This is a genomic window from Paramagnetospirillum marisnigri (assembly GCF_001650715.1).
Taxonomy (GTDB): domain Bacteria; phylum Pseudomonadota; class Alphaproteobacteria; order Rhodospirillales; family Magnetospirillaceae; genus Phaeospirillum; species Phaeospirillum marisnigri.
The window spans coordinates 86,550-111,071 of sequence record NZ_LWQT01000109.1 but is presented as its reverse complement, the minus strand read 5'-3'; the positions used below and the strand labels follow the sequence as shown (position 1 = coordinate 111,071).

Annotated in this window: 21 protein-coding genes; 11 read left to right on the top strand and 10 right to left on the bottom strand. The window is 65.3% G+C overall.

Annotation, left to right across the window (positions count from 1 at the left end; all coding sequences use genetic code 11):
• Nucleotides 1–17: 17 nt before the first annotated feature.
• Both A6A04_RS18945 and A6A04_RS18940 read left to right on the top strand, forming a co-directional pair.
• The gene (locus A6A04_RS18945; protein ID WP_068495579.1) at nt 18–1,175 is read left to right on the top strand and encodes a hypothetical protein; all 1,158 of its coding nucleotides are present in this window, start codon (nt 18–20) and stop codon (nt 1,173–1,175) included.
• A 118-nt stretch (nt 1,176–1,293) separates the two neighbouring features.
• Nucleotides 1,294–3,261: an ATP-binding protein gene (locus A6A04_RS18940; RefSeq protein WP_156612693.1), complete on the top strand. Its 1,968-nt coding sequence runs from the start codon at nt 1,294–1,296 to the stop codon at nt 3,259–3,261.
• Nucleotides 3,262–3,282: 21 nt separating this feature from the next.
• On the opposite strand, the gene A6A04_RS18935 is transcribed toward A6A04_RS18940, so the two are convergent.
• Nucleotides 3,283–5,121: an efflux transporter outer membrane subunit gene (locus tag A6A04_RS18935; RefSeq protein ID WP_082915067.1), complete on the bottom strand. Its 1,839-nt coding sequence runs from the start codon at nt 5,119–5,121 to the stop codon at nt 3,283–3,285.
• A 67-nt stretch (nt 5,122–5,188) separates the two neighbouring features.
• The gene (locus tag A6A04_RS18930) at nt 5,189–5,644 is read right to left on the bottom strand and encodes a hypothetical protein (RefSeq protein WP_245651297.1); all 456 of its coding nucleotides are present in this window, start codon (nt 5,642–5,644) and stop codon (nt 5,189–5,191) included.
• Between the two features lie 95 nt (nt 5,645–5,739).
• Between A6A04_RS18930 and A6A04_RS18925 the strand changes: the two genes are divergently transcribed.
• Entirely contained in the window at nt 5,740–6,723 is a 984-nt protein-coding gene (locus tag A6A04_RS18925; RefSeq protein WP_068495576.1) for a bile acid:sodium symporter family protein, read from the top strand.
• On the opposite strand, the gene A6A04_RS18920 is transcribed toward A6A04_RS18925, so the two are convergent.
• On the bottom strand, nt 6,720–7,958 hold the full coding sequence (locus A6A04_RS18920; protein WP_068495575.1) for an MFS transporter: 1,239 nt from the start codon (nt 7,956–7,958) through the stop codon (nt 6,720–6,722). The genes A6A04_RS18925 and A6A04_RS18920 overlap by 4 nt on opposite strands.
• Before the next feature lie 124 nt (nt 7,959–8,082).
• Here A6A04_RS18920 and gor point away from each other — a divergent pair, with 124 nt between their 5' ends.
• Both gor and A6A04_RS18910 read left to right on the top strand, forming a co-directional pair.
• Complete coding sequence (gor, locus tag A6A04_RS18915; protein ID WP_068495574.1) at nt 8,083–9,435, top strand: glutathione-disulfide reductase; 1,353 nt, start codon at nt 8,083–8,085, stop codon at nt 9,433–9,435.
• On the top strand, nt 9,432–10,307 hold the full coding sequence (locus A6A04_RS18910) for a radical SAM protein (protein ID WP_068495573.1): 876 nt from the start codon (nt 9,432–9,434) through the stop codon (nt 10,305–10,307). The genes gor and A6A04_RS18910 overlap by 4 nt, the downstream gene beginning before the upstream one ends.
• Before the next feature lie 135 nt (nt 10,308–10,442).
• Here A6A04_RS18910 and A6A04_RS18905 read toward each other — a convergent pair whose 3' ends face one another.
• Both A6A04_RS18905 and A6A04_RS18900 read right to left on the bottom strand, forming a co-directional pair.
• Nucleotides 10,443–11,618 carry an amidase gene (locus tag A6A04_RS18905; protein WP_068495572.1) on the bottom strand — a complete coding sequence of 392 codons (1,176 nt, stop codon included), beginning with the start codon at nt 11,616–11,618 and terminating at the stop codon, nt 10,443–10,445.
• Nucleotides 11,619–11,741: 123 nt separating this feature from the next.
• Nucleotides 11,742–13,418 carry a sensor domain-containing phosphodiesterase gene (locus A6A04_RS18900; protein WP_068495571.1) on the bottom strand — a complete coding sequence of 559 codons (1,677 nt, stop codon included), beginning with the start codon at nt 13,416–13,418 and terminating at the stop codon, nt 11,742–11,744.
• A gap of 258 nt (nt 13,419–13,676) precedes the next feature.
• Between A6A04_RS18900 and A6A04_RS18895 the strand changes: the two genes are divergently transcribed.
• The 6 genes from A6A04_RS18895 (at nt 13,677) to A6A04_RS18870 (ending at nt 19,191) form a co-directional block, all read left to right on the top strand.
• Nucleotides 13,677–14,831 (top strand): ABC transporter substrate-binding protein, encoded by a 1,155-nt coding sequence (locus A6A04_RS18895; protein WP_068495570.1) that lies wholly within the window; start codon nt 13,677–13,679, stop codon nt 14,829–14,831.
• Nucleotides 14,832–14,927: 96 nt separating this feature from the next.
• Nucleotides 14,928–15,803 (top strand): branched-chain amino acid ABC transporter permease, encoded by an 876-nt coding sequence (locus tag A6A04_RS18890; protein ID WP_068495569.1) that lies wholly within the window; start codon nt 14,928–14,930, stop codon nt 15,801–15,803.
• Nucleotides 15,804–15,807: 4 nt separating this feature from the next.
• Nucleotides 15,808–16,755: a branched-chain amino acid ABC transporter permease gene (locus A6A04_RS18885; RefSeq protein ID WP_068495568.1), complete on the top strand. Its 948-nt coding sequence runs from the start codon at nt 15,808–15,810 to the stop codon at nt 16,753–16,755.
• Nucleotides 16,752–17,513, top strand: coding sequence for an ABC transporter ATP-binding protein (locus A6A04_RS18880; RefSeq protein ID WP_068495567.1), 762 nt, complete (start codon nt 16,752–16,754; stop codon nt 17,511–17,513). Before A6A04_RS18885 ends, A6A04_RS18880 begins: the two co-directional genes overlap by 4 nt.
• Nucleotides 17,513–18,223 carry an ABC transporter ATP-binding protein gene (locus tag A6A04_RS18875; RefSeq protein ID WP_068495566.1) on the top strand — a complete coding sequence of 237 codons (711 nt, stop codon included), beginning with the start codon at nt 17,513–17,515 and terminating at the stop codon, nt 18,221–18,223. Before A6A04_RS18880 ends, A6A04_RS18875 begins: the two co-directional genes overlap by 1 nt.
• A 143-nt stretch (nt 18,224–18,366) precedes the next feature.
• Nucleotides 18,367–19,191 (top strand): FTR1 family iron permease, encoded by an 825-nt coding sequence (locus A6A04_RS18870; RefSeq protein ID WP_068495565.1) that lies wholly within the window; start codon nt 18,367–18,369, stop codon nt 19,189–19,191.
• A gap of 135 nt (nt 19,192–19,326) precedes the next feature.
• Here A6A04_RS18870 and padI read toward each other — a convergent pair whose 3' ends face one another.
• The 5 genes from padI to padE form a co-directional block, all read right to left on the bottom strand.
• Nucleotides 19,327–20,739, bottom strand: coding sequence for an NADH-dependent phenylglyoxylate dehydrogenase subunit beta (gene padI / locus A6A04_RS18865; RefSeq protein ID WP_068495681.1), 1,413 nt, complete (start codon nt 20,737–20,739; stop codon nt 19,327–19,329).
• A gap of 5 nt (nt 20,740–20,744) precedes the next feature.
• On the bottom strand, nt 20,745–21,995 hold the full coding sequence (gene padH / locus A6A04_RS18860) for an NADH-dependent phenylglyoxylate dehydrogenase subunit epsilon (RefSeq protein ID WP_068495564.1): 1,251 nt from the start codon (nt 21,993–21,995) through the stop codon (nt 20,745–20,747).
• Nucleotides 21,996–22,003: 8 nt separating this feature from the next.
• A complete protein-coding gene (gene padG / locus A6A04_RS18855) occupies nt 22,004–23,206 on the bottom strand; it encodes an NADH-dependent phenylglyoxylate dehydrogenase subunit alpha (protein WP_068495563.1) in 1,203 nt (400 codons plus the stop codon).
• A 111-nt stretch (nt 23,207–23,317) separates the two neighbouring features.
• Complete coding sequence (gene padF, locus A6A04_RS18850; RefSeq protein WP_068495562.1) at nt 23,318–23,599, bottom strand: NADH-dependent phenylglyoxylate dehydrogenase subunit delta; 282 nt, start codon at nt 23,597–23,599, stop codon at nt 23,318–23,320.
• Nucleotides 23,596–24,168: an NADH-dependent phenylglyoxylate dehydrogenase subunit gamma gene (gene padE, locus A6A04_RS18845; RefSeq protein WP_068495561.1), complete on the bottom strand. Its 573-nt coding sequence runs from the start codon at nt 24,166–24,168 to the stop codon at nt 23,596–23,598. The genes padF and padE overlap by 4 nt, the downstream gene beginning before the upstream one ends.
• Nucleotides 24,169–24,522 lie beyond the last annotated feature (354 nt).

The following is a 24,522-nucleotide window of genomic DNA, read 5'->3' as shown; positions in this document are numbered from 1 at the left end:
GGGGCGTGCATCGGACGATGACTGACGAGAACCGCAAGGCGAAATTCGAAAGTAAGGTTGCGGAGCTGTTGGCGGTGACGTCGGGCCTGTCAGTCACTCATATCTTCATGCTGCGCCGTATGACCCAGGCCGATCCCGAAACCAGTTCCTGGGCCAATGAGCGCGAACTGGGGGTGGTGTTCGACACCATTCTCGACCGGGCCGTCGCCGCCATGGATGTCGAGGTCCTGGGGGCCGCCGCCGATCAGCAGTTCGATACGCTGCTGCCTCCCGGCGATGAGGACCAGCGCGACAAGGAGCGCTGGCAGCTTTTCGACATCACCAAGAAATACCTGGGCAAGCGCAAGAAGGTCGAGGTGGTGGTGGAGGTGCCCCCTCCGGTCACCGAGGAAGAGGTCGAGGAACCCATCGACCACAGCAGCTTCAAGTCCATGTTCGACGAGACCATCGCCCGCTATACCCGCCGGTCGCTTCTATGTCTGGTGGTCGGTCCCAATCATGGCAGCCTGCGCCCCTTCATCCCGGTTCCCTTCATCGCCGCGCCCGGTTTCGCCGCCTGTTACGAGACCCTGCTGCGGAAGTTCGTCCTGCCGGATCTGCGGGCCACCAAGCGCATCCTTGCCCTGCAGCAAAGCCGCACCTGGGACGAGACCGGCAGCAACCGTCTGATCGGCATGATCCAGTCGGGTGGCGCGGGCAATCCCATCCTGGATACCTGGGATTCCCGTTGGGCCGCCTATGGCTCGGAAGGCATCGGCACCAAGCACAAGAAGGGCGAGAATCCCTGGGAGGTCTTTACCGAGGCCGCCAAGGCGGGAAATTACACGCCGCCCAATATTTCCGACATTCCGCTGCTGCATTCGGTGATCCGCTGGGAACCCGAGTCCATGCTGGACGCGTGGCGCGAACTGACCTTGCTGTACCAGCAGGAATTCCACCCCAAGAGTCGCCACGATCAGGCCCGTGAAGGCGCTGTGCGCGACTGCATCGTGCGCCGCATTCGCGAATTGCCCAAGCGGGCGGGCGACATGCTGGCCATCAAGGCATTTTTCGAATTGCCCAAATGCGATCGAATGTTCTTGCGAAAGTTGATGCATTCGGTGGGTGGGACAGATACCGAGCGAAATCGTGTGGCGCCGGGTCTGGTGCATTTCTACAATAATCTGCCGCCGTGATTCCTATACTGAAGTGGCGCGCATAATCCCTATCGGAGCTTTGTTCCCTCGGGTAGAATTGCTCTGCTTCCTGGGCGCGGTGGGGTTTTCCATCCATGGGTTATCGTAAGGTGATGTGGTGAGGGGACAGCGTGTCTGGACCTTGCTTCCCTTTGCTGTGGCTGCTGTCGTTACGGCACTGGCCTCTCTTGCCCTGATCGAGGTTTATCGGCTTCAGGTGGAGCGCCGGGCCGAAACGGCGCGGGCCGAAGTGGTTGAAAGGCTGGGGGGACTGCGGGCCAGGCTCGAAAGCGCCCTGACCGAGCCCTTGCTGGTGACGCGGGGCTTGCAGGCCGATCTGGTCGAGCATGGCGACATGTCCGACGAAGAGTTCTCGCGGCTGGCGGCGGTGCTGCTGGCCGATTATCCCGCCATCCGCAATCTGACCCTGGCGCGGGGAACCGTGATTGCGGCGGTTTACCCCGAAGCCGGCAACCGCGCCGCCTTGGGGGTGGATTATCGCTCGCGCCCCGACCAGTGGGGCACGGTGGAGCGGGCCATCAAGACGCGCCGGCCGGTGCTGGCTGGGCCGGTCACCCTGGTGCAGGGTGGCGTGGCCCTGATCGGCCGGGTTCCGGTGTATCTGCCGCGTGCCGACAAAACGGAGTCGGACTTCTTTGGCCTGATCAGTGTGGTGATCGATGTTCCCGTGGCTTTTGCCACCGCAGGCGTCGACCAGGAGACTCTTCCCATCCGTCTCGCCATTCGCGGGCGCGACGGTCTTGGCGCCGCCGGTGGCATGATCTGGGGGGACGAGGCGATCTTCTCCGACAGTCCCATCGAGATGGACGTGATGCTACCCGGCGGCAGTTGGCAGTTGGCGGCCCTGCCCAAGGGCGGCTGGGACGCCGACCATGCCGAACTCCAGGTGACACGCCTGCTTGGCATCATCTTGGCGCTGATCGTCGGCTTGGCTTCGTTCGGGACGGCCTTCTATATCCGTTCGCTGCGGTCGGCCCGCTGGAGGGCCGCCGAGAGCGAGGAGCGCTATCGTGCCCTGGTGGAAACCTCTCCCATGGCGGTCTGCGTCCATCGCGACGGCGTCATCATCTTCGCCAATGAGGCGGCGGTGCGGATGGCGGCGGCCAGATCGGCCGAAGACTTCGTCGGCGTGAACATCTTCGAACAGGTCCATCCCGATTTCCGGCCGCAGGCCCTGTCCCGGGTGCAGGCGCTGATGTCCGATGGCGGGGCGCTGCCCAGCATGGAAACCAGATTGCTGACTCTCGATGGGCGCGGCATCGATGTCGAGATCGTATCGGCGCGGGTGACCATGGATGGCCGTCCGGCCGTGCTGTCACTGATCAACGACATCACCCTTCGCCACCAGGCCGAGGCCGAGCGCGAGAGTCTGGTGCAGAATCTGCGGCGATCCAACGAGGATTTGCTGCAATTCGCCTATATCGCCAGCCATGACCTGCAAGAGCCGCTGCGTAATGTCTCGGGCTATGTGCAATTGCTGGGGCGGCGCTATCGCGGGAAATTGGACAAGGATGCCGACCAGTTCATCGATTTCGCGGTGGATGGGGTCAAGCGCATGCAGGAGATGATCTCGAGCCTGCTGGACTATTCACGGCTGAATTCCGAGATGGATGCCCGGCGGCCCATCGAGAGCGACGCGGTGCTGGAGCGGGTGCTGAGCGACATGAGCGCCGCCATTGCCCGACAAGGCGGCAGGGTTGAGGCAAGAGGCCTGCCTCGGGTTCTCGCCCACGAATCGGAACTGGCCCGGATTTTCCAGAACCTGATCGGCAATGGTCTCAAATACGCCCGTTCTGGCGTGCCTCCGGTCATTGCCATATCGGCGCGGCGATCCGGTCCCGAATGGACCATCTCGGTGGCTGATAATGGAATTGGTATCTCCGAGGAATACCACGACCGGATCTTCACTATGTTCCAGCGCCTGCATGCCCGCGATGCCTATGGTGGCACCGGGATCGGTCTGGCCATCTGCCGCAAGCTGGTACAGCACAATGGCGGCCGCATTTGGGTGGAATCGCGGGAAGGCGAGGGCAGTACCTTCCACTTCACCCTTCCGGCGGCGTGATCCTCCGGCCATTGGCCGTAATCAGTTGGCTTCCGAGGTGAAGGTCGGCTTGCTGCTTTCCACGGCAGGCCCGATGGGGGCGGCGGTCGCCGTCACCGCCGGGGCCTTGACCGGCGCGATCGGGGACGATGACGGGGCCGGTGGTGGGGTGATGAGTTCCAGGGTCATCGGCCCCTGGGGGAGCTGCTTCGGAGCCACCGGCTGCTGTGGCGCCGGGATGCTCAGTTGCAGGGGGGCGGGAGCGGCCACGGGTGCCGGAGCGGGAGCGGCCACGGGAGCCGAAGCGGGAGTAGCCACGGGCGCCGGAGCGGGAGCGGCCACCGGAAGAGCGATGGGCTCCCGCGCGGGAACCATTGAAACCGCAGGAGCCGCGACGGGAATGGAAGTGGTCGGTTCCTTGGCTGTGCCCTCGGCGGTCGGCGCGGGTTCCTCGGGGCGTTCCATGCCGCCGCCAAGGGCCTTGTACAAGGCCACCACGGAACTGAGGCGGCCGAAGCGGGACTGGACCTGGGCATCCTGGGCCTGGAAGCGGGTGCGTTGGGTCTCCAGCACGTTCAGATAGTCCACCATGCCCAGGCGGAACGCCTCCGAGCTGAGACGGTAGGCATCCATGGAGGCCTGCAGCACTTCCTGCTGCGCCACTTCCAGATCGCCCTGGAGGCGGATGGACGCCAGGGCATCCTCGACGTCGCGCAAGCTGGTCAGGATGGTCTGCTGATAGGTTTCCGCCAGTTCGCCATAGCGGGCCTTGGCATAGGCAATGTCAGCCTCGGTCTTGCCGCCGTCGAAGATGGTGGTGGCGACGGTTCCCGCGATGGTCCAGTAGATGGCGGCGGGCGAGGCGATGCTGTCGAACAGCTGGCTGGCCCAGCCACGATCGCCGCTGAGCGAGAAGGTCGGCAGCATCTTGGCGCGCGCCACGCCGATATTGGCATTGGCGGCTACCAGATTGGCCTCGGCCTTCTTGATGTCGGGGCGGCGCAGCAACAGGTCCGATGGCAGGCCTGGCACCAGTTCCGGCAGCGACAGGCTCATCAGGCTGTTGCCCTTGATCTTCAGCGTGGCCGGAGGCTTACCCAGCAGGATGGCGATCTTGTTGAAGGCACGTTCCCGCTGCAGGGTGATGGGCGGAATGGTGGCCTCGCCCTGGGCCAGCACGTTGCGCTGCTGCGCCAGTTCCAGTTCCGAGCTTTCGCCCAGGCGGACCCGCTCGCGCACGGCGGCGTGCATGGTCTTCATGTTTGCGATGTTGTTCCGGGCCACTTCCTCGCGGTCCAGGCTTTCCAGATACTGGAGATAGGTACCCACCAGGTCCGAGACCATGGTGATGGCCAGTGCCTCGCGGTCATGGACGTTGGACAGGGCGGTGGCAAGGGCGGAGGCCTCGGAGGCGCGCAGCTTGCCCCACAGATCCACTTCATAACTGGCGGAAAGGCCGATGGAGGTCAGGCGGTGGGTGCGATTGGTATTGCCGGTGATCAGGGTGCCTTGGCCGCCGGTGGGGGAATCGGCGCTGCGCTTAGCGTTCAAGGTCACGGACGGAAACAGCGACGCGGCGGTGCTGCCCGCTTGGGCCTCGGCCTGGAGAATGCGTTGGGTGGCGGCCTTGATGTCGCGGTTATTGGCCAGCGCTTCGTCCACCAGGGCGTTCAATTCGTCCGAGCCGAACGACTTCCACCATTCCGAGAGCGGACGGGGAAGATCGGGCGAGGGATCGGGGAGCGGGTTGCGATAGTTCGCGGGAATGTCCTGCTTGGGCCGCTCATAGGTCGGAGTCAGGTTGCAGGCGGACGGCACCAGGACCGCCGCCGTCAGCAGCGCCCATCGTCCCACCCGATACATGACCCTGTCGCCGCCCATCCTGTCCCCTGGCTTCCGGCTTGCGCACCGTTCGTACCACACCCTGGCCGAGGCCGAAAGAGGTCAGTCATTTCGGGCTTACATCCTTGCACTTGGCCCGCAGCACGTTGGAGACCAGGCATTCCGTGGTGGTGTTCCACACTCGCAGGATCAGGAAGGTCCCCTTCTCGCGATAGTCGAGGATCAAATTCTGGAAGGCAAAGCGCTCCAGGACCGGCTTCTTGGTGATGTCGCGGAAGACCAGAAGTGGGCAGCCCTTGGCCCTTTCGCAGATGGCGACCGATTCCAGGCTGATCAGGATGGTGCTATCGCTTCGCGCCACCCGGGCGGTGAGCGGTCGGCCCGCCGCCTTGGCCTTGGTGAAGTAAGTCGCGCCATAGCGTTCGGCCGCCGCCAGTTCACTGGTGGACAGGTCGAAGGCGAATTCCACGAAAATCCGCTGGCCCAGGATGGTTTCGGCCCGGGCGGTCGCGGGAAGCAAAGTCATGGCGGCGAGCGCCAGCATGGGCAGGATGCGTGACACGCGGCTTGACCTCGACAGCAAACGGGTAATGATCGCACGGGCCGGTTGGCGCCGCCAGCCTCCGGTACTGGCGTCATCCATCATCGAGGTCGGCCGTGCTCCGTCTGCTTGCCCGCATCGGCATCGATGCCTTCCTGATCGGTCTGGTCGGCATGGTCGGGCTGGCTTGGCTGCTGCCCGATCTGGGGCGTAGCGGCGGCTGGCTGGCCATGGATGTGGTCGCCACCTGGGGCGTGGCGCTGGTGTTCCTGCTCTATGGCCTGACCCTGCCGCCGGAACGGCTGAAGGCCGGCATGCTGAACTGGCGGCTGCATCTGCTGGTCCAGCTCTCCACCTTCGTCCTGTTCCCGGTGCTGATGCTGGCTGTGGCCAAGGCCCTGGATCAGCGGGTTCATGCCGATCTGCTGCTGGGCTTCTTCTTCCTGGCGGCGCTGCCGTCCACCATCTCGTCCTCGGTGGCCATGACCTCCATCGCCGGGGGCAACGTGGCGGGCGCCATCTTCAACGCCACCCTGTCCAGCCTGATCGGGGTGGTGGCGACGCCGCTCTGGGTCAACTGGTACCTGTCCACCAGCGGCGGCTCCCTCGATCTTTCCCTGGTGCTGACCAAGATCGTGCTGCTGGTGCTGCTGCCCATCGCCCTGGGCCAAGCCCTGCGGCCCTGGCTGCATGGCTGGGTCGGGCGCAATATGGGCTGGCTCAAGCCCCTGGACCGCATCACCATCTTGCTGATCGTGCTGAACTCCTTCGCCGATTCGGTGGCGGGGGGTATCTGGGAGCGTCACGGTCCCGATACCCTGGCCTGGGTGGCGGGGGGCGCGGCCGCCTTGTTCTTCCTGGTGTTCGGCTTGCTGAGCCTGGTCTGCCGCCTGCTGGGCTTCAATCGCGAGGACGTCATCGCCGGGGTGTTCTGCGGCACCAAGAAGTCATTGGCCACCGGTGTCCCCATGGCCAAGATCATGTTCGGCGCCAGCCCCATCCTGGGCATGGTGATCGCGCCCACCATCCTCTACCACCTGATCCAACTGGTGGCGGCGGGCATGATCGCGCGCCGGTATCAGCGCCAGCATCAGGGCTAATGTTTCTGGCCCGCTGGCAGCAGGGCCGCGCCGCCGACCGCGAGAGCCGCCACCACCGTAGCCATGGCGAAACTTCCCGAGAAGCTGCCCCAGGCATCGGCCATCAGCCCGGCCAGGGCGGGGCCGACGATCTGGCCCAGGGCGAAGGCCACGGTGATGGTGCCGAAGGCCGAGGCCGCCTGGTCCGGCCCCAGATAGTCGCCCACGGCGGCGGCCATGATGGAGGGAATCGCCCACAGCGCCAGACCGAACAGGATGGTGGAGGCGTAGAGGAAGGGCTCGGGCAGCGGCAACGCCACCATCAGGTAGGACAGGGCCTGGAACGAAAAGACTACCATCATGCCGCGCCCCCGGCCGAAACGGTCGGACAGGCCGCCGAACACCGGCCCCGAGGCCAGGGACAGCAGGCCGATCCAGGACCAGAACTGCCCGGCGGTGGATTCGGGAAAGCCGCGTTCCTGCACCAGGGCGGTGACGATGAAGGTGGCGTAGATCACATAGGTGAAGCCGAAGGCGGCATAGAGTGCTCCGAGATGGGCCAGGATGCGGGTGCGCGATACCATCGGCTGAGCGGCGCAGGCCGGCGCTCCCGGTATGACGCCCACCCCTCCGACCGGCTCTAGCCCCAACTCCGAGGGGTGGTTGCGCAGGGCGATGGCGTCGATCACGGCGGCCACCAGCACGATGCCTCCGATCACCATCCACGACATGCGCCAGCCCTCTGCCCCCTGGGCGGCGTTGATGGCGGGAACCATGACTCCGGTGGCCATGATGGCGACGCCCGAGCCGATCACCACGAATCCGGCGGCGCGGCCGCGCACGCGGCGGCCGAACCAGTGGGCGATCAATCCCATCACCGGCACATTGGCGGTGCCGCTGCCGAAGCCGGTCAGCAGGTACAGCGCCAACACGGCGACAAAGCCCTCGGCACGGGACACCAGGATCATGGAAGCGCCCACCAGGGCCAGTCCCAGCGCCACCGCCCGGCGCGCTCCCAGGTGGCGGACCATCAGCCCGCCCATGGAGACGGCGGCCATGTAGCCGATGAAATTGCCGGTGGAAATCCAGCCCATCTCGGACCGGGTCAGCGGCAGCGATAGGCCCATGGAGGGCAGCAGCATGCCGAGCGCGAAGCGGCCCATGCCCAGGCAGGCGAAGGTCGTCACCGCCCCCGCCAGCACGACCAGCCAGCCGTAATGGAACGGCAGTCGCGCCGCCAGCCCCTGTTTGGGCATTGTTGAGCCTCCCAACAATTTTTCCAAGCTTGGCACGGCGGCGAGCCACTGCCAAGCCGCATTGAGCTTCCCGGAATTGGCCCCACTTGATAGCCTGTAACCGCCACCGCCGGAGAGACGCATCATGCCCACCAGTTCATTCGACCTGATCGTCCTTGGGGCCGGTTCGGGGGGCGTGCGCGCCGCCCGGATGGCGTCCCAGGCCGGGCGCAAGGTGGCGGTGGTGGAGGAAAGCCGCCTGGGCGGCACCTGCGTCATGCGCGGCTGCGTGCCCAAGAAGCTGCTGGTGTTCGGATCGCGCTTCGCCGACGACTTGGCCGATGCTCAGGGCTATGGCTGGGACATCGACAATGCCCGCTTCGACTGGGCCCGTCTGGTGGCGGCCAAGAATGCCGAGCTCAACCGGCTGGAAACCATCTATGGCCGCATCCTGCGCGACAGCGGCGTCACGGTGGTGGAGGGGCGGGGCCGCCTGCTTGATCCCCATACCGTCGAGGTCGGCAACCGCAGACTGACGGCGCCCCATCTGCTGATCGCCACCGGCGGCCATCCCTCGCTGCCCCGGCTGCCGGGCATCGAGCACGCGGTGACCTCCAACGAGGCGCTGGACCTGATGCAACTGCCCGAGCGCATGGTGGTGGTGGGCGGCGGCTATATCGCGGTGGAATTCGCCGGCATCTTCAGCACCCTGGGAGTCGCCGTCACCCTGGTGCTGCGCGGCGATGGGGTGCTGCGCGGCTTCGACCAGGACTTGCGCGCCGCCCTGGCCGAGGAGATGGCCCGGCGCGGCGTCGCCATTCGCGCCGAGACCCAGGTGCGCTCCATCGAGCGGACGGGCAAGGGATACAGCCTGCGCCTGTCCGAGGATGAGGTGATGGAGACCGATCTGGTGCTTTACGCCACCGGCCGCCGTCCCAATACCGCCGGTCTGGGCCTTGAGGAGGCCGGAGTGGTGCTGGACGGGCAGGGCGCGGTGGTGGTGGATGCCTATTCCCGCACCAGCGTCGACCATATCTGGGCGGTGGGCGACGTCACCGACCGCATGAATCTGACTCCGGTGGCCATTCACGAGGCCATGGCCTTCGTGCGCACCGCCTTCCAGGGCCAGCCCACCGCCATGGACTACGCCAATGTGCCCTCGGCGGTGTTCAGCCAGCCGCCCCTGGCGACGGTGGGACTGACCGAGGCCGACGCCCACGAGAAATTCGGCGCGGTGGATGTCTATCTGTCGCGCTTCAAGCCCATGCGCAACATCCTGGCCGGGCGCGAGGAACGCACGCTGATGAAGCTGGTGGTGGACCCCGAGTCCGACCGGGTGCTGGGGGTGCACATGCTGGGGCCGGATGCGCCCGAGATCATCCAGGGCTTCGCGGTGGCGCTGAAATGCGGCGCCACCAAGGCCCAGTTCGACGCCACCGTCGGCATCCATCCCACGGCGGCGGAGGAGTTGGTGACCATGCGGGACAAGCGGCCGTGATCGACTACGATTTCCCCCTGTGGCGGCCGCCCTCGGAAGGCGACAACCTGATCATCCAGGCCACATTGGGGTGTCGCTACAACCAGTGCAGCTTCTGCTCCATGTACAAGACCAAGGACTACCGCGCCCGGCCGCTGGGCGAGGTCTTCGCCGACATGGACGAAGCCGCCCGCGACTGGCCCGAGGCCCATCGGGTATTCCTGGCCGATGGCGACGCCTATTGCCTGCCCACCGAGACATTGGTGGCGCTGTGCGACGGGCTGGCGGACCGGTTTCCCGCCCTGCAACGCATTTCGGCCTATGCCACGCCCTTCGATATCCTGAAGAAGTCCGACGAGGACATCGCCCTGCTGAAGTCCAAGCGGCTGGGTCTGGTCTATCTCGGCATCGAATCCGGCTCCGACGCCTTGCTGAAGCGCATCGCCAAGGGCTCGTCGCGACAGATGGAGGATGCCCTGGCCAAGGCGCGGGCCAATGGGCTCAAGGTCTCGGCCACCGTCATCCTCGGCCTGGGCGGCCAGCGCGACTGGCAGGATCACATCGATGCCACCGCCGACCTGGTCAACCGGGCGCCGCCGGTCTATCTCTCCACCTTGCAACTGGGCCTCGAAAGCAGCGTGGCGCCGCGCTTTTTCGAGCGGTGGGGCGACGGCTTCCAGTGGCAGGACGACCGGGCGGTGATGCTGGAACTGCGCCGCCTGATCGAGCGCCTCGACCCCCCGGCGCCGGTGATCTTCCGCTCCAACCATGCCAGCAATACCTTGCCCCTGGCCGGAACCCTGCCCCGGGACAAGCCTAAACTCCTGGCGCAGTTGGATGCCGCCCTGGCGGGGCAGGTGGCGTTGCGGCCGCGCTGGATCAGGGGGCTGTAGGAAGGCCCCCACCCCGACCCTCCCCCGGCTTGGCCGGGGGAGGGGGTAAATCGAAGCGGCCCCCACCCCAAACCCTCCCCCGGCCGGGCCGGGGGAGGGGGGACCCGCGTAGCGGGTGGGAGGGGGCTTGGTGACTCAGGCCTTCCCGATGCGCTTCGCCGCCGCCAGCAGGAGAGCATCGCCGCCACGCGGGCCGATCAGCGAAATGCCCAGCGGCAGGCCGCCCACCGTGCACAGCGGCAGGGTGATCTGGGGGCAACCGGCCATGCCGGCGATGGCGGTCAGCGCCACCATGCGACTGCGGACTTCCCACAGCACCGAGCGCGGGCTGTGCAGCGGCGGCGCGGTGACGGGCGTGGTGGGCAGGGCGAGGACGGCATTTCCCTCCAGCGCCTCGGCGATCCAGCGCCGCGCCCTGAGGCGGAAGCCGCGCGCGGCGGAGACGGTGCGGTTGGAGACCTTAGAGCCGCGCAGGAAATTGTCGGCCACCTCGAATCCCAGGCGGGGATTGTTGAGGTTGATCCATTCGCCGTATTTCTCCCATGCCTCACGGCCCTGGATGGCGTTCTGGTGTTCGAGCCAGTCGAGCAGGGGAACCGGCGAGATGCGGGTGCCGCGTGTCACCGGGGCGACGGCCTCGGCCAGGCGGGGCAGAACGGAGTCGAAGGCGGCCACGACCGCTGCGTCGCAGGCTTCCAGGGCATCTTCCAGTACCACCACCTTGGCGGGGCGGACATCCTTGACCTTCTTGCGCAGCAAGACCTCGCCCATCAAGGCGAGATGATCGGGATCGTCGGCCATCAGGCCAACGGTATCGAAAGTGTTGGACTGGCCCAGGGTGGCTTCCATGGAGATCGCCCCCAGGGTCGGGCGCAGGCCCCAGATGCCGCAGAACGAAGCGGGGACCCGGGTCGATCCGGCGGTATCGGTTCCCAGAGCCAACTGACACAGCCCGCCCGCCACCGCCGCGGCGGAACCGCTGCTGGACCCGCCGGGGACATGGCCGGGGGCACGGGGGTTTTCCGGGGTGCCGTAATGGGCGTTGTCGCCGAAGATGCCCTTGCTCAATTCGTCGGTATGGGTCTTGCCCACCAGCCGGGCGCCGGATTCCAGCATGGCGGCCACCGCCCAGGCGGTGTGCTTGGCCGGTTCGGCCAGGCGGCGCCAATCGGGATTACCCGCGCCGGTGACATAGCCCTGAACGTCGAACACATCCTTGGCGGCGAAGGTCAGCCCGGCCAGGGGGCCGGTCTTGGCCCCATCGATATAGACATCGCCCCCCAGGGCGAAAGCATTCAACGGATCATGCATGATGGAGACCCTCGCGGAAGGCTGCCTGTGTACCTGCCGGGTGGAGAAGGGGGCAGGCATCGGCACGGTTGGCTGGCAAAATAGACCCAGCCCGTTCCGTGGTCCAGTGGAATGGGACCCGGTCTATTCCGCCGCCGAGGTCCGCTCGTCGGTCTTCAGGTGATCCTTGAAGTACTTGATGCGCTTGGCGCCGTCGACGCTGGGCGGCGCGAAGAAATAGCCCTGGGCATACTCGATGCCCACGTCGCGCATGATGTCCATCATCTGGCTGTCCTCGACGCATTCGGCGATGGTGGTCATGCCGAGGTCGTGGCTGAGGCTGGTCAGCGCCCGCAGCACCGACCGGCCCCGCTTCTCGCGCGCCTCGTGGAGATAGGACGGGTCGATCTTGACGTAATCCACCGGCAGGATCTTCAGGATGTCGAAGGCGGCGCCGCCCGAGCCGAAATCGTCCAGCGACAGGCGCACGCCGAGGCGCTTGATGCGGGCCAGCAGTCGCCGCGCCTCGTCCAGGTTATAGATCCGGGCGGCGTCGGTGATTTCCAGCACGGTGCGGGCCAGCAGCGGCTTGTTCTGTTCCAGGATCTTCAGCAGGGCGTGATAGAAGGCCGGATTGCCCAGCGAGGTGCCCGAGACGTTGATGGCGATGCTGGCCAGGGACGATACGTCCATGGCCGCCTTCATGGTGCCCAGCGCCTTGTTGACGGCGATCAGGTCGAATTCGCCGATGACGCCCACATCGGTGGCGAAGGGAATGATCTGCGACGGGTTGAAATAGCCCGCCCCGTGGGAGATGCGGCCAAAGGCCTCATAGGCCAGCACGGCGCCGGAATGGATGTTGACCATGGGCTGATACAGGAAGACCAGCTTCTCGCCCTTGATCATCTTGCGGAAGTTTCGCACCCGCGCCAGGGTATCGGCGCTGGCAACCTGGGCGCCCTCGGACAGTGACTTGATGGTGAATTTCGAGGCCTCGCGCACGAAGCCGTTGATGATGAATCCCAGCGCCTTGCCGATATCCTCTTCCGACAGGGCCTTGTCGTCCATGTCCATGGTGGCGGAGTGCATCTTGATATTGGCGCCCTTGACCCGGCCGCCGAACTGCTGGACCACATCCGCCACCCGCTGCTGCACCGCTCCGGCCGTGACCTTGGAATCGTGGACCAGCCCGAAGGCCCTGTCGTTGAGCGGCCCGGCCGAGGTCTGGCGGACCGAACATTCCTCCAGAGTGTGCAAGATGGTGGTCAGGAAACTTTGCAGGGTGGCTGGTTCGATGGATTTCAGGTTCGAACTGGACAGGTCGAACAGGGTCAGGGTGTATTCCTGACCCAGGCGGTTGGCCTCGTTGAGGCGCTGCTGCACCATTTCCACGAAGCGGACCTTGGGGTCGGCGGTGGTCGCCTGATTGGAATCCTCGGCCACCGGCGAGACCCGCGACATCACCAGATGGTAGCCCTTGGGGAACTGGGGCAGCTTGATGCCGCCCATGCGCATGCGCGATACAGCCCCGGTGGAGCCCACCATGGTCAGGGGCGTGTGGTCCAGCCGCCCGGTATTGCGCAGCCGCAGCAGCGCCTCGGTGAACTTCTTGCGGTCGCGGGGAAAGATGAAGTCGGCCAGCGGCTTTCCCACCAGTTCGGCGTCGGAGATGCCGTACAAGGCCTCTCCCGCCCCGGCGGAATAGGTGACGACATCCTGGTCGTCCATTTCCAGCAGCAAGTCGGCCCCCGCGAAGGCGAAGGCGATGAACCGGTCCCGTTGCTGCTTCAGTTTCTCGATGAGAACATTGTCACTGCTCATGACCCCCGGGGCCCGTCGGCCACCGTCTCCCCATTCCGGGTACTCTTCCCCAACCAAGACGTTACAAAAAGTTACGTTTTGTTGCAAGTCAATTACGCTGGTGGGCGGGTAGGGCATACCTTTGCATTTTTTCATTCAGCAAATCGGTACTCATTTGCGTAATTTTTTGTGGCGTTGGCGGTTGCTCTCAGGTTAAATAGGCTCTTAGATAAGCTACGCGGCGCCATAAGCCGTGAGCTGCTTCTGGGAGGAAAATGAATGCGTAACCTCGTCAAGTGGGGCGCGACCGCCATGGTCTGCGCCGGAGTCGTAGCCTTGGCCGGTCAGGCCTCTGCCGCCGAGCCCATCAAGATCGGCGCTTTCCTGTCCGCCACCGGTCCGGCGTCGTTTCTCGGCGAGCCCGAGAAGAAGACCTTGGAAATGTATGTCGAGAAGATGAACAAGGCGGGCGGCGTCATGGGACGCAAGCTCGAACTGGTGGTCTATGACGACGGCGGCGCGGGCGATAAGGCCTCCACTTTCGCCAAGCGCCTGATCGAAAGCGACAAGGTCGACGTCCTGATCGGCGGTTCCACCACCGGCACCACCATGGCGGCGGTTCCCCTGGTGGAGCGCGCGGGCATTCCCTTCATTTCGCTGGCGGGTGGCGTCAACATCGTCGAGCCCGTGAAGAAGTGGGTGTTCAAGACTCCCCACACCGACCGCATGGCCGCCGAGAAGGTCTTCGGCGACATGAAGAAGAAGGGCATCAGCAAGATCGCCCTGATTTCCGAGGATGCCGGTTTCGGCAAGTCGGGCCATGACCAGTCGATGCTGGTGGTGAAGAACTACGGCATCGAAATCGTCGCCGACGAGGTCTATTCGCCCAAGGATCCCGACGTCACCGCCCAGCTTACCAAGATCAAGAACACCCCCGGCGTCCAGGCGGTGTTCAATTTCGGCTTCGGCCAGGGACCGGCCATCGTCACCAAGAACTTCAAGCAGCTCGGCATGACGGTGCCGCTGTACCAGTCCCACGGTGTCGCCTCCAAGGACTATATCAAGCTGGCCGGTGAAGCCGCCGAGGGCGTGCGTCTGCCCGCCGCCGGTCTGGTTGTTCCCGATCAGCTCGCCGCCACCGACCCGCAAAAGCCGGTGGTGACCGCGTTCAAGAAGGAATACGAGGCCGCCTTCAAGTCGGACGTCTCCACTTTCGCGGGCCATGCCTATGACGGCCTCCAGATCTTCCTGGCCGCCGCTGCTCGCGCCGGTTCGGTGGACAAGGAAAAGGTCCGTGACGAGATCGAAAAGACCTCGGGCTATGTCGGCACCGGCGGTCTGGTCTCCATGACCGCGACCGACCATATGGGCCTGTCGCTCTCGGCCTTCCACATGGTGGAAATCCGCAAGGGCGATTGGGTTCTGAGCGACTGATCCTAAACTGTTTCGGTGGTTTCCGCCGCGTCTTCGGGCGTGGCGGGGCCGCCGGTCAATCCGACCTAGTGTAACTAGCGTGGGGCCGGGGGAATTATGTTCGCCGCATTCCTGCAATACCTGTTTTCCGGGCTGACCTCGGGCGCCATCTACGCCTTGGCGGGCCTTGGCTTCGCCATCATCTACAACGCCAGCCACGTGATCAACTTCGCCCAGGGCGAGTTCATCATGATCGGCGGCATGGCCTCGGCCACCCTGGTGGCGGCGGGAGTTCCCATGCCGCTGGCCATCGTGTTGGCCCTGCTTATCTCCATGGCGGTGGGCGTGGCGTTGGAGAAGTTCGCCATCGAACCGGCGCGCAATGCCGATGTGGTGACCATCATCATCATCACCATCGGCGCCTCCATCTTCCTGCGCGGCGCCACCCAGATCATCTTGGACAAGGAATTCCACTCGCTGCCCGCCTTCTCCGGCGAGACCCCCATCGGCGTCATGGGCGCCACCCTGATGCCGCAAAGCCTGTGGGTGTTCGCGGTGGCGGCGGTAATGATCGTCGGCCTGTGGTGGTTCTTCAACCGCACCATGTTCGGCAAGGCCATGCTGGCCACCTCGCACAACCGCCTGGCCGCCCAACTGGTGGGCGTCGGCGTCAAGAAGGTGCTGCTGGCCAGCTTCGCCCTGTCGGCCCTGCTGGGCGCGGTGGGCGGCGTGGTGGTGACCCCCATCACCTTCACCAATTACGAAGCCGGCATCATGCTGGGCCTGAAGGGGTTCAGCGCGGCGGTGCTGGGCGGGTTGGGCAATGGCGGCGGCGCCATCATCGGCGGCCTGATCGTCGGCATCGTCGAGGCGCTGGCCTCGGGCTATCTGTCGTCCGCCTACAAGGACGCCATCGCCTTCGTCATCATTCTCTTCGTGCTGTTCTTCATGCCCAACGGCCTTTTCGGCAAGCGCGGCACGGATCGGGTGTAAAGCAATGAACCTCAAGACACCAAGGACCGGGGGATTGGCGCTGCTGGCGATCGTGGTCGCCGCCGCTCCCATCGGCTTCACCAACAGCTATTTCTATGATGTCGGCGTCAACGCCATGTTCAACGCCATCGTCTGCGTCGGGCTGAACCTGCTGATCGGCTATGCCGGCCAGATCAGCCTGGGCCATGCCGGGTTCTTCGCGCTGGGCGCCTATGGCTCGGCGCTGCTGACCACCATGTACAACGTGCCGCCCATCGGCGCTTTGACCATCTCGGCCCTGGTGGTGGGACTGCTGGCCTTCGTGGTCGGGCGTCCCATCCTGAAGCTGAAGGGCCATTATCTGGCCATGGCGACGCTGGGCATCGGCATCATCATCCATATCGTGCTGAAGACCGAATCCAAGTTCACCGGTGGTCCCGACGGCATGAGTCTGGACAATTTCAAGATGTTGGGCTTCACCGTCATGGGCGACCGCATGTGGTACTGGGTGGCAGGGGTATTGCTGATCCTTGCCGTCTGGCTGGCCTTGAACCTGATCGACAGCCCCGTGGGCCGGGCGCTGCGCGCCGTGCACGGGTCCGAGGTCGGCGCCGAGGTGGTCGGCGTCGACACCTCCAGCTACAAGGTGCTGGTCTTCGTGGTCTCGGCGGTGTTCGCCTCGGTGGTGGGCTCGCTGTTCGCCCACAAGAACGGCTTCATCACCCCCGATATCGGCAGCTTCTTCGGCTCGGTCCATCTGGTGACCATGGTGGTGCTGGGCGGCATGGCCTCGGTATTCGGCGCCGTGGTCGGCGCGGTCATCCTGACCCTGCTGCCCCAGGTGCTGGCCTCGGTGGAACAGTACGAGGCCATGATCCTGGGCGTCATCATGATGGGGACCATGATCTTCATGCCCAAGGGCCTGCTGCCCAGCCTGCTGGCCAAGCTCAAGAGCAGGGAGGCGGGGCGATGACACTTCTCAAGGTCGAGAACCTGTCCAAGGAATTCGGCGGCGTCCATGCCGTCGAGGACCTGACCTTCTCGGTGGAGCCCGGGCATATCCACTCCATCATCGGCCCCAACGGGGCGGGCAAGACCACCCTGTTCAACCTGATCACCGGGGTCTATACGCCGAGCGCGGGCCGGGTGCTGTTCCAGGACCGGCTGGTCTCGGGGCTGAAGCCCTATGAACTGGCGGCCATGGGCATGAGCCGCACCTTCCAGAACCTGCAGATATTCTTCAACATGCAGGCCATCGAGAATGTGATGGTGGGCGCCCATCTCCACCTCAACCGGGGCTTCCTGTCATCCTTCCTGCGGCTGCCCGCTGTGGTGCGGGGCGACCGCGAGTGCCGCGCCCGTTGTACCGAACTGATGGAATTCGTCGGCCTGGCCAAGTATCTGGATGCCGACGCCGCTTCCATGCCCTATGGCGCGCTCAAGCGCCTGGAAATCGCCCGAGCCCTGGCGGCCAAGCCCAAGATGCTGCTGCTGGATGAACCGGCCGCCGGTCTCAACGCCACCGAATCGCGCGAGATCGACGAGGTCATCAAGCGGGTGGCGGCGTCGGGCATCACCGTGGTGCTGGTGGAGCATGACATGAAGATGGTGATGGGAATTTCCGATCACATCACCGCCCTGGATTACGGCCGCAAGCTGGCCGAGGGCACGCCCGCCGAGGTGCGCGCCAATCCGGACGTGGTCAAGGCCTATCTGGGAGCACATGCGTGATGGGGACGCTTCTCGAAATCTCCGGCCTGACCAGCCATTACGGCCGCATCCAGGCGCTGAAGGGCATCGACGTCACCGTGGCGGAAGGCGAACTGGTGGCCCTGGTGGGCGCCAATGGCGCGGGCAAGACCACGCTGTTGCGCTGCATTTCCGGTGTCCAGCCGGTGAGTGGCGGTTCGGTGCGTTTCGACGGCGCCGACATCACCACTCTGGTGGCCGAGAAGCGGGTGGGGCTGGGAATCAGCCAGTCGCCGGAAGGACGGCAGGTGTTCGGCCCCATGTCGGTTGAGGATAATCTGCGCCTGGGGGCCTATCTGCGTTCGGGGCCGGAAATCCAGGCCGACATGCAGCGCATGTATGACATGTTCCCGATCCTCTACAAGAAGCGCGAGCTTCCCGCCGGGACCCTGTCGGGAGGGCAACAGCAGATGCTGGCCATTGCCCGCGCCCTGATGGGCAAGCCCCGGGTTCTGTTGCTGGACGAGCCCAGCATGGGACTGGCGCCGCTGCTGGTGGAGGAAATCTTCCGCACCATCGTCGCCTTGAAGGAGGCGGGCACCACCATCTTCCTGGTGGAGCAGAACGCCTATGCCGCCCTGGCCATCGCCGATCGCGGCTATGTGCTGGAAACCGGCTCGGTGGTGCTCTCCGATACCGGCCAGGCCCTGATTTCCAACGAGAAGGTCAAGGAAGCCTATCTGGGCCTGTAGACGCTTTCGCTGGCATGTCTTGACCGGGGCCGGGCGGCGACGTCCGGCCCTTATGGTTTCCTGGGGGCGATTTCCCTTTACAGGGCTGGTCTCGGCATAAATAATGCGAATGCGACGCAATAACAGCAAGAATTGGGGTCTTCATGTTGGCCGCTACCATCATCGTCTTTCGCGAGGTTCTTGAAGCCGCCTTGATCATCGGCATCGTGCTGGCCGCCACCAAGGGGGTTGCCGCCAGCCGCCGCTGGGTCGGTCTTGGCATCGCCATCGGGGTTTTGGGCTCGGCGCTGTTGGCGCTGGGGGCGGAACGTCTGAGCGGCGCCATGGACGGTGTCGGCCAGGAACTGTTCAACGCCGCCATTCTGGGGCTGGCGGTGGCGATGCTGGCCTGGCACACGGCCTGGATGCAAAGCCATGCCCGCGAACTGGTGGCCGAGATGACCGGCGTCGGTCGGCAGGTCACGGCGGGCGACCGGCCGCTTTGGGTGCTGGCGGTGGTGGTCGGCGTGGCGGTGCTGCGCGAGGGCGCCGAGACGGTGCTGTTCGTCCTGGGGACCACGGCATCGGCGACCGAGGGACCGCTGGCCACCCTGGCGGGCTGCGTCCTGGGGCTGGCGGCCGGGGCGGCCATGGGCAGCCTGCTCTATATGGGGCTGGTCCGCATTCCGGTTCGCCGCCTGATCGGCGTCACCACCTGGCTGGTGATGCTGCTGGCGGCGGGCATGGCGGCCCAGGCGGTGAACTTCCTGGACGCCGCCGGATGGCTGGACCTGTCGTCGCAGCCGGTGTGGGACAGTTCGGCCCTGCTGCAGGAAACCAGCCTGCCCGGCCGTCTCGCCCATACCCTGATCGGCTATGTCGACCGCCCCAGCATGGCCCAACTGCTGGCCTGGGTCGCGACCTTGGGCGGCATTCATCTGTTGTCGCGCGGCGTCGCCGCCCGGACCTCCAGAACCGTCCACGGCTAGTGTCGGTCAGAGTTTGATGGAGTCTGTACTTTCTTTCGTCACCCCCGGACTTGATCCGGGGGTCCATGGATGGCCGGATCAAGTCCGGCCATGACGTTTAGCGGAGAAGCTTCCACTAGACCGGGCCGCTCACGGCTAATTGCGGGCGATTTCCTGGCGCAGCGGAGCTTGGGGAATTTCGCCTCCGGCCGGAGTGGAGGATCCGGCCGGAGGCCTCCGCGCCGCGGGCGGCGGCGGCGCATTCGCCGCCATGATCCGCAGCAGCGCGACCTGCTCGTCCACCTTGGCCTGAATATGGGCGAGCTGGTCGGGAGTCAGGTGACGGTATTTGCCGATCATCTTGACATAGGTCTCGACCGGCAGGGCGTTGTCGGGCGAGCGGGTGAAGCGCATTCCCTCGGTGTTGGTGTATTCCCACAAGGTGACGAAATTGGTCTCGACGCTCAGGCGGCAGGCCTCGATCACCTTGGATGACGGGATGCGCCAGCCGGTGGGGCAGGGGGAATAGATATGCAGGTAGGAGAAGCCCTCGAACGAGGCCGCGATGGCCTTGTCCAGCTTCTCGTACAGGTCCTCCATGTAGCCGGTGGACGCGGTGGCCACATAGCGGCACTTATGGGCGGCCATGATCATGGGCAGGTTCTTGGCGTCCTGGGTCTTGCCCTTCTGCTTCTCGCCCACCGGGGTGGTCGAGGTCCACGAGCCATAGGGCGTGGTGCCGGACCGCTGCATGCCGGTGTTCATATAACCTTCGTTGTCGACGCAGACATACAGGATCTTGTCGCCGCGCTCGGCGGCGCCCGAGACGGCATGAAAGCCGCAATCGGCGGTGCCGCCGTCGCCCGCCAGGGCCATGACCACGATGTCCTTGCGCCCGACCCGGTCGTACTGGCGGCGGATGCCCGCCAGCATGGAGGCGGTATTGGTCAGCAGCGGATGGAACACCGGCACCTTGGTGCCGGTCTTGCCGTTATAGCCCACCGAGCCCATGCCGGGGATGCAGCCGGGCGGGGTGGCCAGCACCGAGTTGCGGCCGATCTTACGCATGGCGTGGCGCATGATCAGTTCGGAATTGCAGCCCTGGCAGCCCGACAGGCCGGGGACGAACAGGTCTTCCTTGTCGCCATAGGTGTTGAAGATGCTGCCCGCCTTGCGCAGCTCCAGCGCCCCGGTGGGGCAGGCCTTGGCGCAGGCGGGATCGCCGTCGCACTGGTCGCATTTGGCGACGCGGCCCACCGCCAGGTCCACCGAAATGCCGCCATAGGCGCAACCAGCGGTGCAGAGCAGACAGTCGATGCATTTGTCGGAGTCCCAGCCGATCACGCCGGAAGCGCCATCCTTGGCCAATGCCCCCGAGGGGCAGACCATGGCGCATTTGGGATCGCCGCACTGGCGGCAGATGGCCAGTTCAAAGGCGCCGTCCTTGGCGCCGGGAACGATGGAGAGACGAGTCGCCCCTTGCTTGGCCTCGGCGCAGGCCGTCATGCAGTCGCCGCAGCCGTCGCACAGGCTGGCCTTGAAGGCGATGGTATCGAACGCGGCACCCATGGCCATTACCTCCACTGCTCGCTCATGATCCGCCGCCCGGTTTCCACCGGTTTGGCCAGGAAGGCGTCCTTGCAGGCCGACAGGTCGAGCTTGCGCCGGATCAACTCGCCCATGATGCCGACATCGAAGGGCTGGTCGACGCTGGCATAGCCCACCAGCCGGTTGTCTTCGAGCACCAGGCGGCGATAGCCGTCCGCGTCGCTCTCGGCCACCTCGACCCCGTCGCGGGCGGCGGCCTGGCCGATGGACAGCGCCACCCGGCCAAAGAAGCGGTAGGTGTTGACCGGGATGCCGCCGGGATAGGACTTGACGCCGGGGTCGCTCGCCATGCCCGCGCCCGCGATGCGGCCCTGGTCCACGGCGGTGGGGATGATGCCGATCAGGGCCGTCTTGCCGGTATGGAAGTCCATGGCCTGGGCCACGTCGCCCGCCGCCCAGACATCGGGGGCGGTGGTGCGCATGGTCTCGTCCACCAGCACGCCCTTGTCCACCTGCACCCCCGAGCCTTCCAGCCAGCCGGTCACCGGCTTCACGCCGGTGGCCACCAGCAGCAGATCGGCCTTCAGGGCGCGGCTGTCCTCAAGGTGTACCAGACAGGAATGGCCGCCATCCTCGGGCTCGACCGCGACGACCTTGCACGACAGGAATAGTTTGACCCCGTGGTCGTCGAAGGCGCCTTCGATGCGCTCGGAGGCCTTGGGGTCGAAATAGCCGGGCAGAACATGGGCCTGCATCTCCACCACCGAGACCGACAATCCGGCCTCGGCCATGGTCTCGGCGGCGTGCAGCCCCACCAGTCCGGCCCCCAGCACCACCGCGTGGCGGGCGCCGCCCATGGCGGTGCGCAGTGCCTTGGCGTCGTCCAGCGAACGCAGCACATGGAATTTCACGCTATCCAGGCCCTTGACCGGCGGTATGGCCGGAGCGGCTCCGGTGCCGATCAGCAGGCGCTCGAAGCGCCAGGTCTCGCCGCTCTCCAACGTCACTGTCCGGGTCTTGGCGTTGAGGCCTGTGGCGATGGCGTTGGGCACGAAGGCGCAGTGATTGGCCTCGAAAAAGGCCTGATCCCGCAGCAGTACCGCGTCCGGCTTGGAACGGCCCGACACCACATAGGGCAGGATGGTGGGGGAATAGGGCAGGTGGGCATCCCGCGTGATCATGGCCATGGAGCCCTCGGGGTCCATATGGCGGATGGAGCGCAGGGCTTCCAGGGCGGCGTGGGAGGAGCCGACGAGAAGATATTTGGCTTCGGGCATGCTTGACCTCAATCGTTCTCGTTCAGCCAGACCGGCGCGGTTGCCATCTCGCCCGCCGCCAGCCGCAAGGTGCGGTCGATGGCGCTGGCGAAATGCTCGACGGTGATATCGGCTCCGGCCAAGCCGCCGATGAAGCTCATGGCGGGAATGCGTTGGGGCAGGTGGTAAAGCGCGCCCAGCACTTCCTGGAACACCGGGCCGGAGTTCCAGCCGAAATTGACGGCGCGGTCCACCACGCCCACCGCCTTGACCTTGGACAGCGCCTTGGCGATGCGCTGGATCGGGAAGGGGCGGAAGGTCTTGATTTTCACCAGTCCTATGCGGTGGCCATCCAGGCGGGCCTCGTCCACCGCATCCTTGGCGGCGCCGGTCATGGAGCCGATGGTGACCAGGGCGGTCTCGGCGTCCTCCATGCGGTATTCCTCGATCAGCGGCGACCAGTACCGGCCGGTGCGGCGCCCCCAATCGGCATGGGCTTCCTCGATGATGGAGAGAGCCGACTGCATGCCGGCGCAGATGCCCTTGCGGTAGCGCACGAAGGTGGCCGGTCCGACACCGCCGGCGCCGCCGGTCAGCGGGTCCACCGCCATGGGGCGTTCCGGGTCAAGGCAGGCATGCCAGTTGACGTCCTTCTCGCCCAGGAAGGCATCCACCACCGCCTGGTCGGGCAGCTCCACCCGCGCCACGCCATAGGACAGGTAGTTGCCGTCGTGATTGACGTTGACCGGCAGCATCACGTCGGGATGCTCGGCCACCTTGTAGGCGATGGGGATGGTGTCGCAGATTTCCTGCTGGGTCTCGCAATACATATGGATCCAGCCGACTTCCTTCACCGTCATGGCGTCCTGCTGGCCGCCCCAGACGCAGGTGGGCGACACCGCGTCGCGGGTGACCAGCGACACCACCATGGGCAGGCGCAGGCCCGGCGTGCGGAAATAGGGCTCGAACATATAGGCCAGCCCCTGGGCCGAGGTGGCGGAATAGGTCCGCGCCCCGGCCAGGCAGGCGCCGTGCAGCACGGACAGCACCGAGTGCTCGCCCTCCACATCCATCAGATCGGCGTCCATCTTGCCCTCGGCGATGAACTTGGCCAGATACTCCACCAGCGAGCTTTGCGGCGTGATGGGGTAGACCGCCACCATATCGGGGCGAGAGAGGCAGGCGCCCCAGGCCGCCGCTTCGTTGCCGTCGCAGACGATGGTCTTGCTCATGATTTATGTCCCTCAGTTGCCGGGCGCGAACTCCGTTCGCTTGGCTTTCGCGCCACGAGGCGCGCCGGGCCTTGCCCGCAACTCCCTTCGGTCGGCTTCGCCTTGCTCATCTCAGCCCTCCGTCTCTTCGACCATGGCGATGGCGCGATGGGGGCATTCCTCGGCGCAGATGCCGCAGCCCTTGCAGGTGTCGTAATTGACGTCGAACCAGGTCGGACGCTCATGGATGCACTGCACCGGGCAATACAGCCAGCAGGTGGCGCATTTGACGCAGCGGTCGCGGTCCACCACCGGCCGCATCGCCCGCCAGTCGCCGGTCAGCATGGTGGTGTATTCGGTGGCGATGGGACAGAGATTGTCGGGGGCGTTGCGGATGGTGGTGGGGGAGCTCATGCCGCCTGTTCCTTGCCCAGGGTGACAACGGTGGTCTCTTCATAGCCGCGTCGCACCGCCTCGATATTCTGGCGCAGCCCGGCGTCGCGGAAATCGGTCTCGGCCAGGGCATGTTCCAGCGATGCCACCGAGACCAGACCGGTGGCCTTGGCGAAGGCGCCCAGCATGATGGTGTTGGTGATCTGGCGCTTGAAGATGTCCATGGCGATATGGATGGCATTGCACACCGCCACCTTGCCGAGATGGGGGGGAAGCACCAACTCGTCGGCGTGCTTGCTGGTGGCCATCACCAGGGTGCCGCCCATGGGCATGCCCGCATAGACATCGACGGCGCGAGCGACGGTCGGATCGATCACCACCACGATATCCGGCGCATAGATATTGGTGACCCGGCGAATTTCCGTATCGGAAAGACGCAAGAAGGCCACCACCGGGGCGCCGCGGCGTTCGAAGCCGAAGGCCGGGATGGCCATGACGTGTCGGCCTTCCTCCACCAAGGCGGCGGCAAGTATGGCCGAAGCCAGGACGGCACCCTGGCCGCCCCGACCATGAAGGCGTACTTCGTGCATGCCTTCTCATCCTCCCTCTTGCCGGATCATTGGCGTCCGGCCTAATTAGGTATTAAGGTACATAATTACATATTTGGAAGTCAAAGCTAAAATCTGTATCGCTTTCGATGGTCTGCAGCCTCGTGAGTGCGATACAAAAAAGGATGGACCTGGACGGGAAAAAACGCCATCTTTGCGCCCAACGTATAGTTTCTAATCCTTTGGGATAGGGTGCGGGTCAATGAACAGCCTTGAGAGTGTCGCCACGGACGCGCATCGCGGAGAGTTGGGGCGTCGTTTGCTCCTTGCCCTTGTATGCGGCCTTGCCCTTGCCATCACCGTGGTGTTCTCCCCTGCCGTAGGTTTGGTCGACCT